Annotated in this window: 21 protein-coding genes and 1 pseudogene; 13 read left to right on the top strand and 9 right to left on the bottom strand. The window is 59.6% G+C overall.

What is annotated here, in order from left to right; genetic code table 11:
- Nucleotides 1–131 precede the first annotated feature (131 nt).
- Nucleotides 132–434, top strand: a pseudogene (locus tag BPNPMPFG_RS28555) (transglutaminase-like cysteine peptidase); the annotation flags it as partial.
- Between the two features lie 106 nt (nucleotides 435–540).
- Here the strand turns inward: BPNPMPFG_RS28555 and mctP are convergent.
- The 8 genes from mctP to BPNPMPFG_RS28520 all read right to left on the bottom strand — a co-directional run bounded on the left by mctP (nucleotide 541) and on the right by BPNPMPFG_RS28520 (nucleotide 7,502).
- Nucleotides 541–2,055 (bottom strand): monocarboxylate uptake permease MctP, encoded by a 1,515-nt coding sequence (mctP, locus tag BPNPMPFG_RS28550; RefSeq protein ID WP_258591913.1) that lies wholly within the window; start codon nucleotides 2,053–2,055, stop codon nucleotides 541–543.
- Nucleotides 2,052–2,228 (bottom strand): DUF3311 domain-containing protein, encoded by a 177-nt coding sequence (locus BPNPMPFG_RS28545; RefSeq protein WP_149907987.1) that lies wholly within the window; start codon nucleotides 2,226–2,228, stop codon nucleotides 2,052–2,054. The genes mctP and BPNPMPFG_RS28545 overlap by 4 nt, the downstream gene beginning before the upstream one ends.
- Before the next feature lie 235 nt (nucleotides 2,229–2,463).
- Complete coding sequence (locus BPNPMPFG_RS28540; protein ID WP_258591912.1) at nucleotides 2,464–2,607, bottom strand: hypothetical protein; 144 nt, start codon at nucleotides 2,605–2,607, stop codon at nucleotides 2,464–2,466.
- A gap of 206 nt (nucleotides 2,608–2,813) precedes the next feature.
- The gene (locus tag BPNPMPFG_RS28535) at nucleotides 2,814–3,665 is read right to left on the bottom strand and encodes a patatin-like phospholipase family protein (protein WP_258591911.1); all 852 of its coding nucleotides are present in this window, start codon (nucleotides 3,663–3,665) and stop codon (nucleotides 2,814–2,816) included.
- The gene (locus tag BPNPMPFG_RS43235) at nucleotides 3,637–4,254 is read right to left on the bottom strand and encodes a DUF3658 domain-containing protein (RefSeq protein WP_413776812.1); all 618 of its coding nucleotides are present in this window, start codon (nucleotides 4,252–4,254) and stop codon (nucleotides 3,637–3,639) included. The genes BPNPMPFG_RS28535 and BPNPMPFG_RS43235 overlap by 29 nt, the downstream gene beginning before the upstream one ends.
- Nucleotides 4,255–4,402: 148 nt before the next feature.
- Complete coding sequence (locus tag BPNPMPFG_RS28530; protein WP_258591910.1) at nucleotides 4,403–5,221, bottom strand: carbohydrate ABC transporter permease; 819 nt, start codon at nucleotides 5,219–5,221, stop codon at nucleotides 4,403–4,405.
- Complete coding sequence (locus tag BPNPMPFG_RS28525) at nucleotides 5,222–6,136, bottom strand: carbohydrate ABC transporter permease (protein WP_258591909.1); 915 nt, start codon at nucleotides 6,134–6,136, stop codon at nucleotides 5,222–5,224.
- Nucleotides 6,137–6,227: 91 nt separating this feature from the next.
- Nucleotides 6,228–7,502, bottom strand: coding sequence for an ABC transporter substrate-binding protein (locus BPNPMPFG_RS28520; RefSeq protein ID WP_258591908.1), 1,275 nt, complete (start codon nucleotides 7,500–7,502; stop codon nucleotides 6,228–6,230).
- 268 nt (nucleotides 7,503–7,770) lie between these two features.
- Here BPNPMPFG_RS28520 and BPNPMPFG_RS28515 point away from each other — a divergent pair, with 268 nt between their 5' ends.
- From BPNPMPFG_RS28515 to BPNPMPFG_RS28480, 9 genes are all read left to right on the top strand, one after another.
- Complete coding sequence (locus BPNPMPFG_RS28515; RefSeq protein ID WP_258591907.1) at nucleotides 7,771–8,931, top strand: ROK family transcriptional regulator; 1,161 nt, start codon at nucleotides 7,771–7,773, stop codon at nucleotides 8,929–8,931.
- A gap of 32 nt (nucleotides 8,932–8,963) precedes the next feature.
- The gene (locus BPNPMPFG_RS28510; protein ID WP_258591906.1) at nucleotides 8,964–10,451 is read left to right on the top strand and encodes a M81 family metallopeptidase; all 1,488 of its coding nucleotides are present in this window, start codon (nucleotides 8,964–8,966) and stop codon (nucleotides 10,449–10,451) included.
- A 57-nt stretch (nucleotides 10,452–10,508) separates the two neighbouring features.
- Nucleotides 10,509–11,876 (top strand): M24 family metallopeptidase, encoded by a 1,368-nt coding sequence (locus tag BPNPMPFG_RS28505; RefSeq protein ID WP_258591905.1) that lies wholly within the window; start codon nucleotides 10,509–10,511, stop codon nucleotides 11,874–11,876.
- A gap of 28 nt (nucleotides 11,877–11,904) precedes the next feature.
- Nucleotides 11,905–13,005 carry an ABC transporter ATP-binding protein gene (locus BPNPMPFG_RS28500; protein ID WP_258591904.1) on the top strand — a complete coding sequence of 367 codons (1,101 nt, stop codon included), beginning with the start codon at nucleotides 11,905–11,907 and terminating at the stop codon, nucleotides 13,003–13,005.
- Nucleotides 12,995–13,453, top strand: a complete 459-nt coding sequence (locus BPNPMPFG_RS43230) for a gluconate 2-dehydrogenase subunit 3 family protein (protein WP_413776811.1) — start codon at nucleotides 12,995–12,997, stop codon at nucleotides 13,451–13,453. Before BPNPMPFG_RS28500 ends, BPNPMPFG_RS43230 begins: the two co-directional genes overlap by 11 nt.
- Entirely contained in the window at nucleotides 13,450–15,099 is a 1,650-nt protein-coding gene (locus BPNPMPFG_RS28495; protein WP_258591903.1) for a GMC family oxidoreductase, read from the top strand. The genes BPNPMPFG_RS43230 and BPNPMPFG_RS28495 overlap by 4 nt, the downstream gene beginning before the upstream one ends.
- Nucleotides 15,100–15,118: 19 nt before the next feature.
- The gene (locus BPNPMPFG_RS28490) at nucleotides 15,119–15,442 is read left to right on the top strand and encodes a Gfo/Idh/MocA family protein (protein ID WP_258591902.1); all 324 of its coding nucleotides are present in this window, start codon (nucleotides 15,119–15,121) and stop codon (nucleotides 15,440–15,442) included.
- Between the two features lie 103 nt (nucleotides 15,443–15,545).
- A complete protein-coding gene (locus BPNPMPFG_RS28485) occupies nucleotides 15,546–16,220 on the top strand; it encodes a Gfo/Idh/MocA family protein (protein WP_258591901.1) in 675 nt (224 codons plus the stop codon).
- Between the two features lie 16 nt (nucleotides 16,221–16,236).
- Nucleotides 16,237–16,410 carry a hypothetical protein gene (locus tag BPNPMPFG_RS28480; RefSeq protein ID WP_258591900.1) on the top strand — a complete coding sequence of 58 codons (174 nt, stop codon included), beginning with the start codon at nucleotides 16,237–16,239 and terminating at the stop codon, nucleotides 16,408–16,410.
- A 134-nt stretch (nucleotides 16,411–16,544) separates the two neighbouring features.
- Here BPNPMPFG_RS28480 and BPNPMPFG_RS28475 read toward each other — a convergent pair whose 3' ends face one another.
- The gene (locus tag BPNPMPFG_RS28475) at nucleotides 16,545–17,447 is read right to left on the bottom strand and encodes a LysR family transcriptional regulator (RefSeq protein ID WP_258591899.1); all 903 of its coding nucleotides are present in this window, start codon (nucleotides 17,445–17,447) and stop codon (nucleotides 16,545–16,547) included.
- Nucleotides 17,448–17,681: 234 nt separating this feature from the next.
- Between BPNPMPFG_RS28475 and BPNPMPFG_RS28470 the strand changes: the two genes are divergently transcribed.
- The 3 genes from BPNPMPFG_RS28470 to BPNPMPFG_RS28460 are packed head-to-tail and all read left to right on the top strand — an operon-like array spanning nucleotide 17,682 to nucleotide 20,489.
- Entirely contained in the window at nucleotides 17,682–18,677 is a 996-nt protein-coding gene (locus tag BPNPMPFG_RS28470) for a TRAP transporter substrate-binding protein (protein WP_258591898.1), read from the top strand.
- 58 nt (nucleotides 18,678–18,735) lie between these two features.
- The gene (locus BPNPMPFG_RS28465) at nucleotides 18,736–19,206 is read left to right on the top strand and encodes a TRAP transporter small permease (protein ID WP_258591897.1); all 471 of its coding nucleotides are present in this window, start codon (nucleotides 18,736–18,738) and stop codon (nucleotides 19,204–19,206) included.
- On the top strand, nucleotides 19,203–20,489 hold the full coding sequence (locus BPNPMPFG_RS28460) for a TRAP transporter large permease (protein ID WP_258591896.1): 1,287 nt from the start codon (nucleotides 19,203–19,205) through the stop codon (nucleotides 20,487–20,489). The genes BPNPMPFG_RS28465 and BPNPMPFG_RS28460 overlap by 4 nt, the downstream gene beginning before the upstream one ends.
- Nucleotides 20,490–20,491 lie beyond the last annotated feature (2 nt).

Genomic DNA, 20,491 nt, shown 5'->3' with positions numbered 1-20,491 from the left:
CGAAACGAATGTCATCGCTCTCGATGCTTTCGAGCGCCGGAAGCGGTCTGGTGTCTACTGGCCCTATCGTCTTGTTTGAGCATGATCTTTTGCGAGGTAATTCAGTCTATTTTGACCTGGCCGAAATGAGCGATTGCAAGATCTACGCGCTGTTCAAGCGCAAACTATTGCTCGACGCCGGATTCCCACGGCAGACTTTGCTGATGACGGTTGTTTACGACCTGCACGGCGAAGGCCATGCCATCCTCACGGTGAAGACCGACAAGGGCGATTTCATCCTCGACAACCTCGTCAACAGCATTCGCTCATGGGATGCCACTGGCTATTACTTTCTCAAGCGCCAGTCGCAGCAGAATCCCAACATCTGGGTATCGATCAACCTACGAGGCGATGCAGCTTTTGAATCCGGCAACAACCGCAACGCGGTGAATTGATCCTGAGCGAAGGCGCTGGCAACCGACCCTACGCCGGTCAAACTGGAATTTGCCGACCGATTTCGGATTGATTGTTGGATCTGGCTCGGCAGCCGGCCCTTCGACGTCAGGCTGTGCTGCGAGCATCCAGGAAATCAGCGTTGGCGATATCGCCTTCAACCTTCGTGCGAAACACGAACGACAGTGCGGTCGCGACAACAATGTTGGCGATCACGGCGATGACGCCGTTATAGGCGCCGTATCCGAGAATGGTCGATGTCGGCACCCAAGCTGTGGCCCCCCAGGACAGATAGGACCCCAGGCCGAAGCCGACGACCCAGCCTGCCAGCAGCGCCTCGCCACTGTACCAGCGCGTGTAGAGGCCAAAGATCACGGCCGGGAATATCTGGATCATCCAGACGCCGCCGAGCAATTGCAGGTCGAGCGCGAACTTTGTCGGCATGAGGATGATCACCGCCAGGGCACCGACCTTCACGATCAGCGACATCAGCTTGGCGAGCTGCGATTCCTGCAGGGGCGAGATGGCGGGATTGACGAAAGGCCGCCAGACATTGCGCGTGAAAGTGTTCGCCGCGCCGATCGACATCACCGCGGCCGGCACCAGGGCGCCGATGGCAATTGCGGCGAAGCAGAAGCCCGCGAACCAGTCCGGGAACATTTTCAGCAGCAATTGAGGGATCGCGTCCTGCGGATTGGCGACTTCGATGCCCGCTGCATGGGCCATCAAACCCATCAGCGCGATAAGCCCAAGCAGAAGCGAATAGGCCGGCAGTGTCATGGCATTGCGCCGGATCGCCTTGGGCCCCGATGCCGACAGCACGCCGGTCAGCGAATGCGGGTACATAAACAATGCCATCGCCGATCCAATGGCGAGCGTGATGAATGGTCCGATTTGCGCCGGCGAGAGGGTCAGACCCTGGTTGGGTTTGCCGGCATATGCCTTGGCAGCCGCATCGAAGACCGCGCCATAGCCACCGAGCTTGGCCGGGATGATCACCACCGCGGCGATGACGAAGATGTAGATCATGATGTCCTTGACGAAGGCGATCATGGCGGGCGCGCGCAGGCCGCTCTTGTATGTGTAGAGCGCCAGGATGACGAAGGCGATGGTCAACGGCAGATGCGACATCATACCCTGGCCCTGGAAACCCAGCGCCTGGATGACCTTCTCCATGCCGACGAGTTGCAGCGCGATATAGGGCATGGTGGCGAGGATGCCGGTGAAGGCGACCGCGAGCTCCAGCCCCTTGTTGCGGTAACGCCCGAAGATGAAATCGGCCCCGGTGATGTAACCCTTCTCGCGCGCCACGTTCCACAAGCGCGGCATCGTCAGGAAGACGAAAGGATAGATCAGGATCGTGTAGGGCACGGCAAAGAAGCCGTAAGAACCGATCGCATATACGACCGCAGGCACCGCGATGACGGTATAGGCCGTGTAGAGGTCGCCGCCGAGCAGGAACCAGGTGATCCACGCGCCAAACCGCCGGCCACCAAGGCCCCATTCGTGCAACTCGTCGAGATTGCCGGATTTCCAGCGGGCAGCGACGAAGCCAATGACCGTTACCACCGCAAAGAAGAAGACAAAGACGACCGTCGCGGTCCAATTGAGATGATCGATCACGCGTCGTCCCCTCCGATCCTCGATGCAGCCCACATGAAGATCGACGAGACCGGAATCAAGACCAGCAGAAACCAGAAAAAGAAGGGAATGCCCGCAAGGGTCGGCTCGATGCTGTTGTACAGCGGAACCCAAACGCTCAGAACGCAGGGTATGATCAGCAAAACATATTTCATGCCCGATCGTTCCTCCCAGAAGCACCGGATCAAAGACAGGGTGTCATCATAATCTATCGCGATCCGTGGGCAACTCCGGTGGCGAGACCCAACAGAATTCTTTAAGGCCACTCAAGCCAACGCCCGACCATTCCGAGGCGGCCATCAGCGGCGCGGACGATACCGCCCGGCCAGCAGTGACGGAACCGGGCTCATGCCACCTGCGCAGGTTGCGTCGGGCTTGCCGTCGATCAGGTCAAGGACGGTCTTGAAGGTGTAAAGAGGGGCTGGTTCCGATATCACCGAAAACGATGCCCAGAGCCGCAAGACTGAGTACCGGAATGCCTGCTTTGGCGGCGCGGACGATGGACATCCCTTCCAGATGGTAGTCCTCAGTCATACCCCTTTGCTCAGAGATATTTGGTAATTGCCTTGAACTCCCCGATCGGCGCCCTCGCCACTTCGCCGTCCTTCGCACGGTGGCAGCAGCCTCGGACGCCGCCCTCCAGCCAACAACCCATTCGGGCCCCCCGCCATGTTGCGGTCGACCCTAAAAAAGCGAGTGCCAGCGCGTATAGAGTAGCGCTTGGTGTCGGCGTGCAATCGTCAGAGGAGTTCTACGCGGGCCGCTTCCCGCTTGCCTTGGGCGAAACCGGCACGGGCGGAGGGAATACGGGTCGCCAGATCCATCTGGTTCGTGCCCATTGCGGCTCGGGAATCGGCGTCCGGCGTGATCACCTCGACGCGGCTGCCCTGCTTGCGCAGGCCCTCGACCTGGCTCTCCAGGTCCGCGCCCGGTAATCTGCGCAGGCCCTCGAACTGCCCTTCCGGTAGTGACCCGCTCCGCCCGCCAAACGGCGAGAGCACCACGACGTTCGCATAGCCCGAGGCAAGGTCGGCGTTTTCGGCGGAGCGCACGCCACCGTTGATGTAGCGGGCACCGTTGATGCTGTGCGTGGGCGCCAGACCAGGCATTGCGGTGCTCGCGGTGACTGCGTCCACCAGGTCGACGCCGGAATCGCGGTGGAACGCAGCCAGCTCGCCGGTATGCGCGTCAATGGCCACCACGATCATCGGCCTGTCCGGCCATTCAGGGCGAGGCAACCTGGCGGCGACCATGGCGCGCCGCTGTTCCGCCGCCGCGGGTCCGAGTATGGGGTCGCTCTCCAACCCGAACGCGCCCATCGCACGTCGTAGATCGGCTGCCGAGGTGGCCGCGGCGCCGATGGCCCTCATCCGCTCGAACACCGTGGCCATCGGCAGGGAGGGCGCGCCCTGCCGGCTCTGTCCGACCGGTTGAACCGGTGCAGACAGCACCGAGGCCAGCAGTTCGGCCGGCGGTATGCCGCTGCGCATCTGCGCTGCCGCGGTGGCACCGGCCGAGGTGCCGACCACCAAATCGGCGACCTCTGTCATATCGAGACCAGCTTCAGCCAGGCCGGCGATGATGCCGATCAACCATGCATTTCCGGCAGCCCCACCACCACCGAGAACCAGAGCAACGTTTTTGTGAACCATCTGCCCAGCATTTCAGCCCGGGGACACACCTGTCCATCGAAATATCAAGACCGTGCCTTACGGCGAGTTTCGTGGCTCCCTGATCGACAAGGGCCACGATACGGGTCAGCAACATCAAGTCACCGACCTGGATATACGGGTCCATATTGTGTCCCATGGTCTCGGCGATGACCCGTGCAACCTTGCGCCAATCCTTGGCAGCCCGCTCCAGCAGTAGCTCATCGAAGATATGCGCAGGCGCCGAGACGAGCACGATCGTGTCTATGCAGCGTCCACAAGTCGCTGGATGGCGGCGGCGATCCAATGCTTCAATGCGTCGGCATCGCCGAGATCGTCCCGGAGCACGCGAAACCGCGCGGAGATCCCGAGGACGAAGACGTCGACGGCACGGGCACGGCTGTGGCCTCCGCCTCAGGGTTTCCAGATCGTCCAACGGCGCCAGTCCGGTTGGGTCAATTGGGGCAGCAATGGCGAGAATGAATGCCCAGAACTTCCTGTCGGCGTCCAGATCAAGACCGCATACGGCCATTTTCGCCGACCGTTGGCAGGCCATAACGGACCAACTGGAGACGCCCCCGACTGCGCGCGCCGAATAGAAGGTCCCCTTGCACGTGCAGAAGCGTTCACACTCCCACCGAGCCGATCACCTCGCGAAGAAATGATGGATCCGGATCCGACTATTTCCCAGCTCCCCCAAGCAAACCGCGCACGAAGGCCTTCTGGAAGAGCAGGTAGGCGAGCATCACTGGCAGAAGCGAGATAAGCGTCGCTGCCATGAGCGGACCGTATTCAACCTGCAGGCTGCTGGCGAAACCGGCGATAGTGACCGTGACAGGTCTGGCCTCGTCGCTCGTTGTCAAGGTAATGGCAAAGAGGAGGTCGTTCCAGATGGCGCGACTCTGGATGATCGCGAGGGCCGCGAGACCTGATCCCGACGCCGGCAGAAGAAGTCGCCAGAAGTAAGCCGCCGGGGTGCAGCCGTCGATGAGTGCTGCCTCATACATCGACCTGGGTACCGACGCGAAGAAATTCCGCATGAAGAAGGTGCAGAACGGAACACTGTAGGCGGTGTGGACCAGCCACATGCCGGGAATAGTGTCGTAAAGACCAATCGCCCTGATCAGAAAAAACAAGGGAATTTGGACGATCTGGAAGGGAACGAGCATGCCAGTTAGCAGGAAAAGATACACCACCCTTCCGCCAGCTCCGCGCATATAGGCAAGCGGGTAGCCAGAAATCGCCCCCACCAGCAGCGACAGGATCACGGATGGCACCGTAATCGCAATCGAGTTCAGGAAGCTTCGCCCCATCCGCTCGTAGGCGATGGCGTAATTCTGGAAGAAGAGTTCGTTCGGCAACGCGATCACTCGCGTTATTTCGGACGGCGATTTGAGCGACGTCAGGAACGCAACCACCAGGGGAGCGGCAAAGATCGCCGCAGCCGCCACCAGGATCGAAAAGGGTAGAGCCGTGCGCTTGGCGGTTGCAGTGTTCATCTATTCCGCCTCGCTGTCCTGAACGCGTTTTGCCAGCTGGTAGATGTAGGGCATGATGATGAACCCTGCGATCACCAGAAGGTAGACCGAAATCGCGCTGGCGCGGCCCATCTCGAACCTACCGAACGCGGTGTCGTACATCTGCGTGGCCAGGACCTCGGAAGCGTATGCGGGGCCGCCATTGGTCATCGCCCAGACAATGTCGAACAGGCGCATAGCGTCGACCGCGGCCATACCGAGGACGACGATCGTGGAGGGCCATAGAAGCGGGAAGCTGACCTTCCAGAAGACCTGCCAGGGTGTCGCCCCCTCGATCCTCGCGGCCTCTATGTACTCGACCGGAATGTTGCGAAGGCCCGCGAAGAACACCAGGAAGGCGAAACCCGTCGTCCACCACATCATCGAACCCATAAGCGCGAAGTTGACGATCGACGGGTCGCCAAGCCAGTTCTGGGCCAGGCCGCCCAAACCAACCGACCGCAAGATCGTCGTCAGCAGACCGTTAGTCGGCTCATACATCCAGCGCCAGATCGCGGCCACGGCCACGGCCGGGATAGTAAAGGGCAGGAAGAAGATGACCCGGAACACCGATTCACCCTTCATGCCCCTGTCGAGCAAAGCGGCCAGGAGCAGGCCGAGGCTCGTCGGCCCAAGCATGAGGAAGACGAGCCAGGAAATGTTGTTCAAAAGGGCGTGAAAGAAGCGCGATTGATGAAGCAGCGCGACGTAGTTCTGCAGCCCGACATACTTCGGAGTGGGTGAGAAACCATCCCAGCTGTGAAGCGACAAATTGAATGTGGAAATGATGGGATAGACATAGAAAACGGCAAAAAGGGTTACAGGAAGCGACAGAAAGATTGCGTGGGTCACCCCTGCGGTCTGAAACTTCCGGCGCATGAGTTGGAAGTTCGGCATGTCGGATTGTTCTCTCGGCAAGCGGAATCAGAAAATCGTATCGTCAACGTCCCGGGATGTCGGGCCGACATGTGTCGGCCCGACCACGGTATCACCACTTCTGATAGGATCCCTCCGTCAAAGCTTCCTGCCGTAAGCCCTCAAGCGTCGTGATCATCTCGTTTTCGTTGGCGTCGGAGGGCTCGATCGCGAATTTCTCGATTTGGACGCCCAATTCCGTGCCGACCTTGGTGGGCAGCAAGAAAAACAGGTTCGGCAGCACGGCGTTGGCCTTTGACGCATCCGCCAGCTCCTTCGCGAACTTGGCACCCACGGCATCATAGATCGACGGATCAACTGTCACATTTGGTGCGAGTGAGCCTTTCGGAACGGCAAATGCTGCCTGACCTTCCGCAGACGCAGCGGAGATCACGAATTTTTCAGCGGTTTCAAGCGTATCGGCCGGTCCTTCCGGAACCGCAAAGGCATCCATCTGGAAAATCGCCTTGCCCTCTGTCCCTGGTGCCGGAAACACATCGAACTTCTCAACAGGGGCGAAGCCCGCCTGTTTGAAATAGGCCGCAGCCCAGGCGCCCATCATGAACATCCCGGTATTCCCGTTGACGACATCGTCGGCCGTTTGCGTCCAGGTCTTGCCGCTCCAGTTCTTGGCGTAACACTTCACCATCGTGCTGCGGTAAAGGTCGAGAGCCTTGCGGAATTCCGGGGTATCGAAGCCGAGTTCACCACTCGCGATCTTGTAGTAGCCCTCGGTGCCGACAGTGGATACGAGAGGCGCGTAAAAATTATACAGGCTCCAGAACGGGCCTCCTGCGTTGCCCAAAGGCTCCACCCCTGCCGCGCGCAGCTTGTCGCAAGCGGCCACCAAGCCATTGTAATCTTTGGGAGGCTCCAGCCCGGCCTTTGTGAATATCGCCTTGTTGTAGAAGATATTGTTGATGAGCGAGAGGTCATAAGGAATGCCATAAGGCTTGCCGCCAATCTTGACGACGCGCTGCACGCCCTCCGGAAAAATCTCGTCTCCCTTGATCTTTGCCCAGGTCTCCGAAAGATCATGAAGCTTGCCGCTGTCGACAAACGTCTTCAGCTCCGACGCCATCGAGCTCTGATAGGCGGCGGGCGGTGTGTTTCCCATGAATGCGGTCTGCAACTGGCGACGCATTTCGACGGCATTGCCCGGGATCACCTTGCCAACGATCTGGTTGTTGGGATTCTGCTTGTTGGCAAACGCGATCAAGGCTTCGATGCCCGCCTTTTCGGACCCTGCCGCGTAATAATGCCAAAGCTCCTTCGCGCCGTCGGCCCTAGCCACTGATGCGCTTGCGACTACGCCGAGCGCCACGCCGATCCATTTCGATTTACTCATTGTTCTACCCTCTGTTGAGCCGAGCGTTTTGTCCCCGGCATATATTCTGTAAACAAGAAAAACCTACCCTCAAAAAATGATACCCGTCAACAGATTGCGGTCAAAATATCCGGGCGGAAGCCCATTGCCGCGAGGGCAATCCGCATAACATATTGGTATCATGCAATAATTCTCCGGGAATAAAATTGGCTGGCGTTCGTCGATTGACAAATCACACGGCCTCCTCGTATGAATTATTCTCAATGCAAGAAAAACATCGGAGCGAGGCTTGAGCAAGTCGTACATCAGGCATTTCAATGCCAATGCGATCTTTCACAGGATACGCATCGAGCCGAACGTTTCGCAGCGCGACATCGTCGCCAAGACGGGCATCGACAAGTCCGTTGTCTCCTCCATTATCAATCAATTCAGCGAGTTGGGCCTGGTTGAACGCAACCCTGTCGCGACCAGCAACAAGCCTGGTCGACCTGTAGAGGGCCTCACCATTTCTCCGGAAAGCGGATTGATCGTTGGCGTGCAGATCGAGGCCGACACGATCGGCTATGTCGCTGCTGCGCTCGACGGAATCCCCATACACTCCAAGGTCCAGGCGTTCGACGGAAAGCTGGGCGGCGTCGTCGATCTCGTCGCTCGGGGGGTGAAGGAAATAGTCCGTGAATGCGGCCGCGACGGCGAGACGCTCGGAGTCGGCATTTCGCTTCCGGGCCTCCTCACCAACGAGGGCGTCCTGCTTCACGCTCCGGTCCTTGGATGGCGCGGCGTCCCTGTAGTGGACATGTTCTCCTCCGCACTGGATGCGCCCGTTTTTGCGGGCAATGACGGCAAGGCGGCCGCGATGGCCGAATACATGTTCGGTGAATGCGTCGGCGTCAGAGATTTTATTTATCTGTTTTCGGGCTCAGGCGTCGGCGGCGCCTTGTTTCTTGACGGCAACATCTACCGCGGCGCCAGCGGATTGGCAGGCGAACTGGGACACATCAAGGTTGTCCCGCAGGGCCGCTATTGTTCCTGCGGAGGCTCGGGTTGCCTTTCGCCTTACCTTTCCGAACCCGGGCTGGCGGAGGAGATCGGCAGGCTGACCGGCAATCAGCCATCTTCATTCAAGGAGATCATGGAGCGTGCCAGCGCAGATGATGAGGTGGTTGTCGGCGTGCTCGACAATGCTGGCGCGGTTCTCGGCTCGGCGATTTCCAGTCTCGTAAACATCTTCAATCCGCCATTGGTTTGCCTCGGCGGCGATATGGCGAGCGCCGAGCCTTATCTGCGACCGGCGGTCGAACGCGCCCTGCAACGGCTGGCACATCCCTCGATGTCAGTGCAGACCAAAGTCATTTTCTCGCATTTGTCGACAATCAGTCCGTTTCTCGGCGGCGTCGCACTCGCCCTCGACGGGGTCACGGGCCTCGATTCTCCACACGTCCTTCCGTGAGTTCAATTCCAAGTCAGTTCGAAAGTCAGAGAATGCGCATAGGTATCGTCGGCCTCTCCATTGAAATCATGCTCGCCTCTCCGGTCCCAACCACGTGGGACGCGATACAACATTATACCGGCAGGGACATGTCCGAAGGTGACGTCTGGATGGTCCGAGGCATGCTCGCGCGCATGGCGAAGGATAGTGACGTCGAGGCGGTCCCGCTATACTGGGCCACTGCGCTGCCCGGCGGGCCGCTGGAGCGGGCGGCATATCAAGACGTCAAGGAAAAGACGCTCGCGCTCATCAGCGCACACGGGCCGTTCGACGGGATGCTCGTTGCCAATCATGGTGCGTTGGAAGTCCAGGGGCTGGACATCGACGCAGACACCGACTTCATTCAGGCTATCAGGAATGTCCTTGGGCCTGATGTGCCGATCGGCGTGTCGCTCGATCTCCATGGCGACATGACTCCGGAACTTCTCGAGGCGTCCACGGTCATCAGCGTTCTGCGCACCGCGCCGCATCGTGACGACAGGCAGACGGGTTACCGAGCAGCAGACCAGCTTATCCGGGTCATTCGAACCGGCATCACGCCCAAGAAATCCGTCGTGAGCCTACCAATTCTCATCCCCGGGGAGACGGCGGTCACAGCCCTGGAGCCCGCGAAAAGCCTCTATGGCTCCTTGCTGGAATACGACAGCATGCCGGGCATGATGGAGGCGAACATCCTTGTCGGATTTGCTTGGAACGACAGGCCCTGGACCGCCGTATCGGCGATTGCAGTAAGCGACGGCGACGCCGAGCTGGCGCGCGTGCAGGCCACACGGTTGGCACAAGCGATATGGGCGAAGCGCGCGGAATTCAATCTCAAGATGGAAACCGCGGAAGTTCGGCAGGGACTGAGGCTCGCGGTCGAGTGCCCGCAGCGCCCCGTATTCGTGTCCGATTCGGGGGATAACACCACGGCGGGTGCGGCCGGAGATCTGACCCTCGTCTTGCAGGCAGCGCTCGAAGACGAACAGGTCCACGATGTCGTTGTCGCCGGCATTACGGCTCCCGAAACTGTCCGCAAACTCGTCCAGGCCGGTGTCGGCTCGACGGTGGAGATCGAATTGGGGGCCGAGCATCTTTCCCGTCCGAAGATGGCGCGCCGCGTCAGCGTGCTCGTAGAGGCATGCGGAGAAGAGTTGGTGCTGCCGGGATTCCAGCCATACCGATCCAAGGAGGGCGCGTGGGCCAAGGTGCGAAGCGGCAACGTGATTGCAACATTCCACGCCAATGCCATCGGCATAACCACGCCGCACCATTTCGTTGCAATGGACATCAGTCCAACCGAGCACAAGGCATATGTCGTCAAGCTTGGATATCTCCATCCTCAGCTCGAAGATGTCTCGGCTCGCCATATCCTGCTGCTGAGCGACGGCACCTCGCAATTGGACATGACGCAGTTGCAATGGAACCTGTTGCCTCGTCCGACCTACCCCCTCGACAAAGATTTCGAATGGGACGCGCAGGCCCGGATGTACGGCGATTGATCTCCCTCGCAGCCAATTTCAACAGCTCTCGCGCCGGCACAAACAAAAGGATGCCAAATGACCATTTCCCTCACATCCGTTCGGTTGCCGGACTTCGGTGTTCCCGGTGAAAAGCCGGACGTCGCCGTTGAAATATATGATGCTCGTGTCCGCGCTGCCTGTGACAAAGCCGGGTGCGACTGGCTGGCGGTTTATGCCGATCGGGAGCATTTCGGCAACATCGCTTTCCTGACGGGTTTCGAGCCGCGCTTCGAAGAAGCCTTCCTTCTTCTTGGGCCGAACAACAAGCGCGTACTGCTCACCGGCAACGAGTCCGAAAGCTACGCTCCGCTCGCGCGCTTGCCCGGAGTGACGGTGCTTTTGAGCCAGACCCTGAGTCTCATGGCGCAGGATCGCTCTCGTTTCCCGCGCTTTTCCGACCGTCTGGGCGACGCTGGAATCAAGGCAGGCGACACCGTAGGGCTGGTGGGCTGGAAGTATCTCGAGCCATTTGAAGACGAAGCTTCTGAAACAGCCTATTTCGTCCCCGCGGTCTACGTACAGGCGCTTCAGCGAGCGGTCGGCCCTTCAGGCAGGCTGCGGGACGCGACCCATGTTCTGATGCACCCGGAAAACGGCGTCGCCGTCACCATCGATGCTGATCAGATCGCTGCGTTCGAATGGGCTGCAACACGCAGCTCGCTTGCGACATGGAGGATCGTTTCCGGAGTTCGGGAGGGTGACAGCGAGTTCGATGCCGTCTCGCGCATGGGATATGCTGGAGACCCGCTGAACGTCCACACCATGTTCGCGTCGGCGAGCAAGGGTGAAACCGTGATTGGCCTGCGAAGCGCAACGGGACGCAAGCTCAAGCGTGGCGACGGTGTGACGACCGCCATCGGACATTGGGGCGGTCTTTCCTCCCGAGCGGGTCTCTTCGATGTAGCCAACGACGAGTTTCTCACGATCGCCAAGGGTTATTTTCAAGGCCTGATCTCCTGGTACGAGACGGCTGCGATCGGTGTCGAGGGCGGCACTGTCCATGAAACGGTGATATCGACGCTCACAATATCGAACCTCAGGCCGGCTCTCAATCCGGGACATCTCGGCGGCTACGAGGAGTGGACACATAGCCCGATCCGACCTGGGTCGAAGGACCGCATCCGGTCGGGCATGCATTTTCAGGTTGATATCATCCCGACGCCGATCGCCGTCGGCTGGGCCTTGAACTGTGAGGATGCCGTGGTGTTTGCCGACGAAGCGTTGAGGTCCCAGATTGAGACCAAGCATCCGACGACATTCAAGCGCATCGCCGCGCGCCGCGATTTCATGAAGAAAGTGATTGGCGTGGAACTGCGGGCGGACATCCTGCCGCTTTCCTCGACACCGCTCTATTTCGCGCCGTTCTGGCTCAAGAGCGATAACGTCCTCGTCCGCGATCGATAACCGCCAAGACCCAACACTGGAGGGCCTTATGGCCGCCATCGAGCTGAACAAAGTCGTCAAAGCCTATGGGGGCGTTCAAACCGTCCACGGTATCGACCTCACGATCAAGGATCACGAGTTCGTGGTGCTGGTCGGCCCTTCCGGATGCGGAAAATCCACCACACTGCGCATGATCGCCGGGCTTGAGACAATTACGGACGGAGAAATAAAAATCGGTGAGCGACGGGTCAATGACCTCCTGCCGGGAGAGCGGGACATCGCGATGGTTTTCCAGAACTATGCGCTTTACCCACATCTTTCGGTTGAGGACAACATCACGTTCGGGCTGCGTTTGAAGAAGACGCCGCGTGGTGAAATCCAGACGAGACTGATCGAGACCGCCCGGATCCTGGACATCGGCCACCTGCTCAAACGCAAACCAAGGCAACTCTCTGGCGGACAGCGCCAACGCGTTGCAATGGGGCGCGCCATGATCAGAAATCCGGCGGTATTCCTGTTCGACGAGCCGCTCTCGAACTTGGATGCCAAGCTCCGCGTCCAGATGCGCGCGGAGATCAAACAGATCCACGAGGCGGTGCCGACCACAACGGTCTATGTCACCCATGACCAGATCGAGGCGATGACGCTTGCCGACAGGGTGGTCGTCATGAATGCCGGCAAGATAGAGCAGATCGCGCCGCCTCAGGAACTATACTTGAAACCGGCGAGCAAGTTCGTAGCCGGGTTCATCGGGTCGCCTGGCATGAATTTCGTCAGCGCGGCGCTTGAACGACACGGAAAACAGCTGATCGGCGTCCTGTCCGATGGCTCGCGTCTCGAACTGCCTGCAGGCATTTCCAGATTCGCCGACGCGGTTGGACGGACGGTCGACCTTGGTATCCGGCCCGAACATTTATCCCTCGGCCCAAACGGAGGCCAAGTATCGACCCGCATCGAAGCCGTTGCAGAGCTTGTCGAGCCTCTTGGAATGGATACCCTGGTACACTTCATCATCGCCGGCACGAAGGCCGTTGCGCGCCTGTCGCCTGATGCTTCCTTAAGACGGGGGACCCGGCTTACCCTGTGTGTCGATCCCAAAAGCATCTACGTCTTCGACCGCGAAAACGGGAGCGCTCTATATGGCGACTAAGGACATATGTCCTCAACGGCGCGATGTGGATTTACTGTCGAGGGTTGTTGACTTCATCATACCCGAGGATGATTTCCCCTCCGCTGGGCAAGCGGGGGTAAGCGAGTTTCTCCTGGGGCTCTGGAGGAGCGGCACGGAGCCGTCCGGATCTCTCGTTTTCGAAGGCTTGAGAAGACTGGATCGGGAAGCACACACCGTATTCGGCGTTGCATTTGTCGATGCACCCGCAAGACAACAGGACGAGATTGTTCTGCGGCACGCCCACGCCCCTTGGTTCGCTACGCTCTGTGAACTGGTCGCCGAAGGCTACTACTCCAACCCGGGCAACGGTTCCAATCCCCACGCGCTTTCATGGCGGATGATCGGGTACGAACCGGGGCTACCCGATGGGCCGGACGGCCCACCCTCGAATATGCAGGACATGGTTCGCGGAAAGCTATGTGCATGAATCCAGCGTTTGACGCGATCGTCGTCGGCAGCGGCGCGGCGGGAGGGATTGTTGCCTGTGTGCTCGCGGAAGGTGGCAAGACCGTGCTGCTGATTGAACGGGGAAAAGAGCGGCGCTACGATAATAGCGGATATCGCGATCACCTGCGGAACCATCGGCTCTCACGTTACGGACATAACACTGGACCGGATATCGAAGGCAACCCGCGGGTTTTCGTGGATGCGCAGGGAAACTCCCATGTCGTGCGACCTCATGAGGCGAACTACCACGCCAACGCGTCGGCACTCGGCAGCGGGACCACGGTCTATGGGGGCCTTGCTTGGCGATTCCACCCGGACGACTTCCGTATGGCTTCGCGCTACGGGGTGCCGGAGCGGTCGTCTCTCGTCGACTGGCCGTTCGACTACAGCGAACTCGAGCCGTGGTACGAGCGCGCGGAACACGAAATCGGGGTGAGCGGGCAAGGCGGACAAAATCCGCAGGAGGGCATTCGCAATCGCGATTATCCCATGCCGCCAGTACCCGGCAATCCGGGGACTGACGTTCTCAGGAAAGGCGCGGACGCGCTTGGCTTGAACACGTTCGTGCCGCCGCTCCTGATCAACACCGTGCCTCGTCTTGGCCGCAAGGCTTGTATCCAATGCGGTTCCTGCGTGGGTTTCATGTGTCCGACGGACGCCAAGAACGGCACACAGAACACTATGATTCCAAGGGCGGTAGCCACCGGCCGATGCACAGTGCTTGCGCAAACGACGGTCGACCGGATCGCCACCGATGCTGAAGGCAAGGTCGTCGGTGTCTATGTGGTTGCGCTTAACGCGGACGGCAACCTGAAGCGCGATTTCATCTCCGCAAGGACGGTTGTGCTCTCCGCGGGCGCAATCGAAACCGCCAGGTTGCTGTTGCTGTCGAAGACCGACAAGGAGCCACACGGATTGGGAAATTCCGGAGATCTGGTCGGCAGAAATCTCCAGGGCCACATCTATCCGATCGTATTCGGTCTCTTCGATCATGCGGTCCAGGATTCCAAAGGACCCGGCGTGACGATCGCGACGTGCGATTACAATCATGGCAACGAAGGCGTAATCGGGGGCGCGATGCTGGCCGACGACTTCGTGATGCTGCCGGTGATATTCTGGAAGGCAGCGCTGCCGCCCGGTCTTCCCCGATACGGCCTCGAGGCCAAGCGGTTCATGAGGACGAATTTCCGGCGTGTCACGCAAATAAAGGGACCCGTACAAGAGATCCCCTCGCCCGGTTCTCGGGTCACTTTGGATGAACATTGCCGTGATCTGTTTGGACGCCGCGTGGCCCGACTCTCCGGCTCGATCCACGACGAAACCAAGAAAACGGCAGCCTACATCCACGGCAAGGCTGATGAATGGCTGCGGGCGTCGGGAGCCTTGAAGACATGGGGTGCGCCGCCCTCCCCGCAATTGTCGGGAGGGCAGCATCAGGCTGGAACCTGCCGGATGGGCGACAGGCCGGAGAACTCCGTCACTGATGCTTTCGGCAAGGTGTGGGGACATGAGAACCTGTTTGTCTGCGATGGCTCGCTGCATCCGACGAACGGCGGCTATAACCCGGTTCTTACCATCATGGCGCTGGCGTTTCGCAACGCGACCCACATCGCAAACACAATCTGAACAAAGCGAGAAATCGATCATGCGAACAGGCGTCGGTATCGTCGGCTGCGGGCAAATCTCTGGGGCGTATCTGAGGAATGCCTCTCTCTTTCGGGATTACGAAATCAAGGCAGTCGCGGATCGCAATCTTCACAAGGCCGAGGCGCGAGGCCTCGAATTCGGCATCGACGGATGCGAGGTCGAGACGCTGCTTCGTCGGGCCGATATCGACATAATCCTCAATCTTACACCGCCGGCGGCCCATTTTCCGATCACCATGGCGGCGCTTCGCGCCGGGAAACACGTCTATTCAGAAAAGCCGCTTGCCGCGACCTATACGGGAAGGGCTTCTCATTGCCAATGAGGCGGAGGCGCGGGGCCTGGTCGCAGCGGTGGCGCCTGATACGTTCATGGGAGCCTCGCACCAATTCGCGCGCGGACTGGTGGATACCGGAACGATCGGCCGCGTGACGGGCGGCATCGCCTTCTTCCTGTCTGCCGGCATGGAGGACAGGCATCCCAATGCCGAGTTCTTCTTCAAGGCAGGCGGCGGGCCGTTGCTCGATGTTGCTCCCTATTATCTGACGGTGCTGCTCGAGCTGCTCGGCCCAGTGAAGCGGGTGGCAGCAATGTCCAGCCTGCCGCGCGCGACGCGGATCATGAAGGCCGGGCCGAAAGCGGGAGCCCAAATCGACGTCGAGGTTCCCACCACCTTCTGGTGCCTTCTTTCCTTTGCGTCGGGCACGCAGATCTCGCTCGGAACAAGTTGGGACGTGCAGGCGCACTCGCTGCCGCATATCGAATTGTACGGCTCGGAAGGGACGATACGGCTCCCCGATCCCGATCAGTTTGGTGGGGACGTCCATGTCGGACGGAAAACCGGCTGGCAGACTTTCACCAGCGCGGAACGGCGGTTTGGAGGCCCGGATGGCCATTTCAACAATTATCGCGGCTTGGGGCTTGCGGAAATGTCCGTGTCGATAAGGACAAGGCGCGAGCCCCGCGCTTCAATCCGCCGTGCTCTTCATATCCTGGAGATTGGTGAAGCACTGTCTATCTCGGCACAGACATGCAAGTTCGTCGAATTGGCGAGTGTTTACGAGCGCAGCGCGCCGTTCAGTTCGGACGAAGATGTGTCCTAGCGGACCGGATAGAGTTGTGGCCGGCTTCGCCACGATGATGGAAAGCTCTCTTGAGGTTGCCGTGGGATTTTTCCATATCGCGCGTGGGTACTGTCCCCAGATCGAGTGCTCCAAATTGCGCTTTGGATGTTCCAGCGCGGCGATGACCGCAGTCAAGCGCACGGATCGCCTCGATTTCGGCATCGGTTAGCCGAACTCCCAGCCGAGAAATTGGCGCGCAGATTAACTTCGCTCGACGACGCCGGAAATGACGGCATGGCCCTCCTGCATCAGAAGGCGAGGCCGCGGTCCTCTTTGCCTTCCTCCCTGCAAGTGACATCAGCGTCAGTGGGACAAGCCTTGAAGCTTCGACACCCGACCGGGAAACGGTTCGACCACTGTGCTTTGAAACTCCATTCTCAGGAAAGTCGCTAGTTGCCTGACCGGCAGGCGTGGTTGTTGTGGAAGAACCATCGCCAGGCGCAGAAGTGGGAGGTCCGGCATTCCATCCTCAGGCGTCAGCTTGCGCCACTCCGCCGGCACAGCGGCTTCCGGCAGGACCGTCAAAAGATCGCCGGAAGCAACCGCCAACTGAATGCCGGCTATATCGGAAGACGAATAGACAATGCGCCAGCGACGGTTCGCCCGTTCGAGAGCAGACAAAATCTGCGGACGCGCCCGGCACCCGTCAGGGAAAAGCGCGAGTTGGACACAGCTGGCTTCCTCGGGCCGTCTGTTCGGCGCGGAACACCAGACTTGTTTCTCCAATCGAATGACCTCGCCTTTGGGATCTCCTGCGTTCTGGGTGATGATCGCTATGTCCAGTTCGCGATTTTCGACCATGTATTCGAGACGGTGCGAAAAATCATACTGAAGATCGAGACTGACAGTCGGGTGCTGTGGGACGAAGCGCTGCATAAGCGCCGTGCCAAACAAAGTGAGGTAGTCGTCCGGCATGCCCAACCGCACTCGGCTTTCGTTTCTGCCTTCGAGGAGCGTCGCAAGAGCCTCGTCTTCTATCGCGCGAATCCTGCGCGCGTAGCCCAACAGCCGCTCACCAATCGGAGTGAGCGTTACGCGGCGGTGGCCTCGATCGAACAAGCGCAAGTCGAGACGCTCCTCCCACCTGCCGATTGCCATGCTGACGGCGGCTTGGGTTCGACCGAGGCGCTCGGCGGCCGCGGTAAAACTGCCTGTTTCCGCGACAGCGACGAAGGCCGCCAATGCATCGCTGTCGAGGTTGCGCATTCATCCAGCTCCAAGGGTTCGCAGGTTGATTATGCCAGATGATGACGTTCGCAGCACATGAATCTGAATTTGAACCTTTTGACCGCGCCCCGGATGAGCGGTGTCTGGAATTGCATCAGCGGCTTGCCAGGTATCAACGACGCTTATGCTGCAATAACAAATCTGCGGTTTTCAGGTCCGCTGGCGCAGCTATTTTAGCGGTGCGGCAATAAACAAGATCGCAAAGGGGAACCAATGTTGAAGACCACGAAACGGCGCCAGATTCTCGCCTCGCTCATCGGGGGCGTCATCTGCGTCTCGAGCCTGTGGGTGGCCCAGGCAAGCGCCGAAACGACATTGCGGCTTGCCCATGCTTCGTCTCCCGATAGCCTTATCAACAAGGCGATAGAGAAATTCGCAGCCGAAGTCACCGACACGACAAAGGGATCGGTGAAAATCCAGATTTTCCCAAATGCCCAATTGGGTGACGAAGGCCCGATCGCCGATGGCGTCGGCGCGGGGGCCATCGACATCGGCCTTGGCGGAGCTGTCGATGCAATCGACCCACGCTTGAATGTGCTTTCGCTGCCGTTCCTGTTTCGCGATGCGGACAATGTCCACAAATTCCTGGACAGCGACGAGGGACAAAAGGTGCAACGCCTTGGTGAAGGCCGCGGCTACCTTATGCTCGGCGTTTTGGATTCAGGGTTCCGCCAGTTCGCCACCAGCAAGGCGGTTGTGACGCCGGCCGACCTCGCCGGAATCAAGATCAGGACACCTCCGAACCCGGTTATTCTGGCTACGATGAAAGAACTGGGCGCGCTCGCGGAGTCCATTCCCTTCGGTCAGGTCTACACCGCGCTGCAGTCGCACGTCGTTGCAGCCGTCGAACCCGAGATGCGCGATTACTACGACTCCAAATGGTACGAGGTCGTGAAGAACCTTTCGATCTCGAATTATATCTGGACCGCCAACTGGTGGTACATGAACAAGGACAAGTTCGACTCCCTCACTCCCGACGAACAGGCGGCGGTGAAAAAATCCGCCTCCGATACGGTTGCCTGGTATCGCAGCGAACTGACAGCGACATACGCCGAAACGCAGAAGAAGCTCGAGAAGAAAGGCGTCAAGGTCACCACCGTGGATACGGCGCCGTTCGTCGTGCTCGTCAAACCCGTCTACGACAAGTTCTCCAATGAATGGGGCGCTGATCTGGTGTCCGCGGTCAAGCAAGCCGCGACCTCCAACTGAGGTGATTTCAATGGATCCCGATTCGTTGAAACCCCCACCCGGCGGGTGGGGGCGCCTGATGCTCGCATTCGAATTCATCGGTGTGGTTGCGTTCATCGTGATGTTTGGCTCGACGCTGCTCGGCGTCATCGCCCGCTATCTCGAATTTGGAGGCGTTGAGTGGTCCTTCGAGGTCGCGGGTATTGCGTTCATCTGGATCACGTTCATTGGCGTGATCAACGCAGAACTGCGGGGTGAAAACGTCGCATTCGAAGCGCTGAACCACAGCGCTCCAGTTCGTCTGAAAGCTGTCTTTGACATGATAGGGACGATCGCGCTGCTGGCGATTGGAATTGCCTTCATCGTCAGTGGCTGGGCGGTTTGGCAACGTTCATGGCTGGTGCCTACTCCGGTGCTGCGGATGCCCACCGGCGTGATCACGGTCACCGTGCTGATCCTGGGCGTGTCCGCGGTTTGCATCGCGGCTTCTCGCGCCCCCCGGATCCTGGACTCGTTGTTTTCGGCGACCAGGAAAGGCGACGCGCAATGACCATCGCGATCCTCATCATAAGCTTTTCGTTCTTGCTTCTAATCGGTGTCCCGATCGCCTGGTGCATGGGCGTGGCCAGCCTCCTGACGATCTACTTCGGCAACCTTGGTCTGCCGTTCGCGTGGTTCGCACAGCAGACGATCCGAGGTGCGGATGCCATTACGCTTGCGGCGATTCCGCTGTTTCTGTTCGCCGGCGAATTGATGAACCGAGGCGGGTTGACCGCACGGATCATGCGGATGGCAGAGCATGTTTTCGGGCGCATCCGGGGCGGCCTCGGATTGGTGAATGTAGCGACCGCCCTTGTCTATGGCGGGATAAGCGGTTCGGCCACCGCCGATACAGGCGCGGTCGGCGCGATCATGATCCCGGCCATGGCGGAACGGGGCTATCCCAAAGCGTTCGCCGCGGCAGTGACCGCGGCATCTGGAACCCTCGGCATCATAGGACCGCAAAGCGTCATTCTTATCTTGTATGGCGTTCTGACGGGCACATCCATCGGCGGCCTGCTTGTCGCCGCATTGGTTCCCGGCGCCTTCATCGCCGCAACCTTCATGGTGACCTCGTACATCGTCGCGCGACGGAACAATTTCCCGCGCAACGAGACACCGGCGTCGTGGCGAGAAATCGGCCGTGACGCCATTGGTGCATTGCCGGCGCTGTTGATGCCGGTGCTCGTGCTGGGGTCCATAATCGGAGGCATTGCCACGGCGACTGAAGCGTCTGCTCTTGCAGTCGTCTACTCGTTCTTCGTCGGTATCCTGGTCTATCGGGAACTTCCGATCCGTTCGCTTTATTCCGCTGCGGCCGGCGCCGTCGCAACGACGGGCGTGATCATGATGATCATGGCGCTCGCCACGCCATTCGGCTGGATCTTGACCGTGGAGCAAGTGCCGGCGAACGCCGCCGCGTGGATTACCGGACTGCACACCTCGCCATTGATCACCATCATCCTGGTTTTGGGATTGCTGAAGGTTGTGGGCTTCTGGCTGGATCTCGGCCCCGCGCTCATCATCCTGGCGCCTATCCTCGTGCCAATCGCGCTCGCGGCGGGGCTCACGCCCTATCAAACCGGCATCGTGTTCACCATGACGTTGGGCATAGGCCTGTTCACGCCGCCAATCGGCACAAACATCTTCGTCGTGTGCAAGGTCGCGAAGATCGACATGTGGTCGGTTTCGGTCTGGCTGGTGCCCTACTGGATCGCGAGCATTGTCTGTGTCGCGGTGCTGGTCGCGTTCCCGTCGCTCACCGAGTGGCTTCCCCGCCTGTTTGGAGTTTAACT

This window comes from Mesorhizobium sp. AR07 (assembly GCF_024746815.1).
GTDB lineage: Bacteria > Pseudomonadota > Alphaproteobacteria > Rhizobiales > Rhizobiaceae > Mesorhizobium.
The sequence above is the reverse complement of the archived record's forward strand: the minus strand, read 5'-3'. Positions and strand labels throughout refer to the sequence as shown.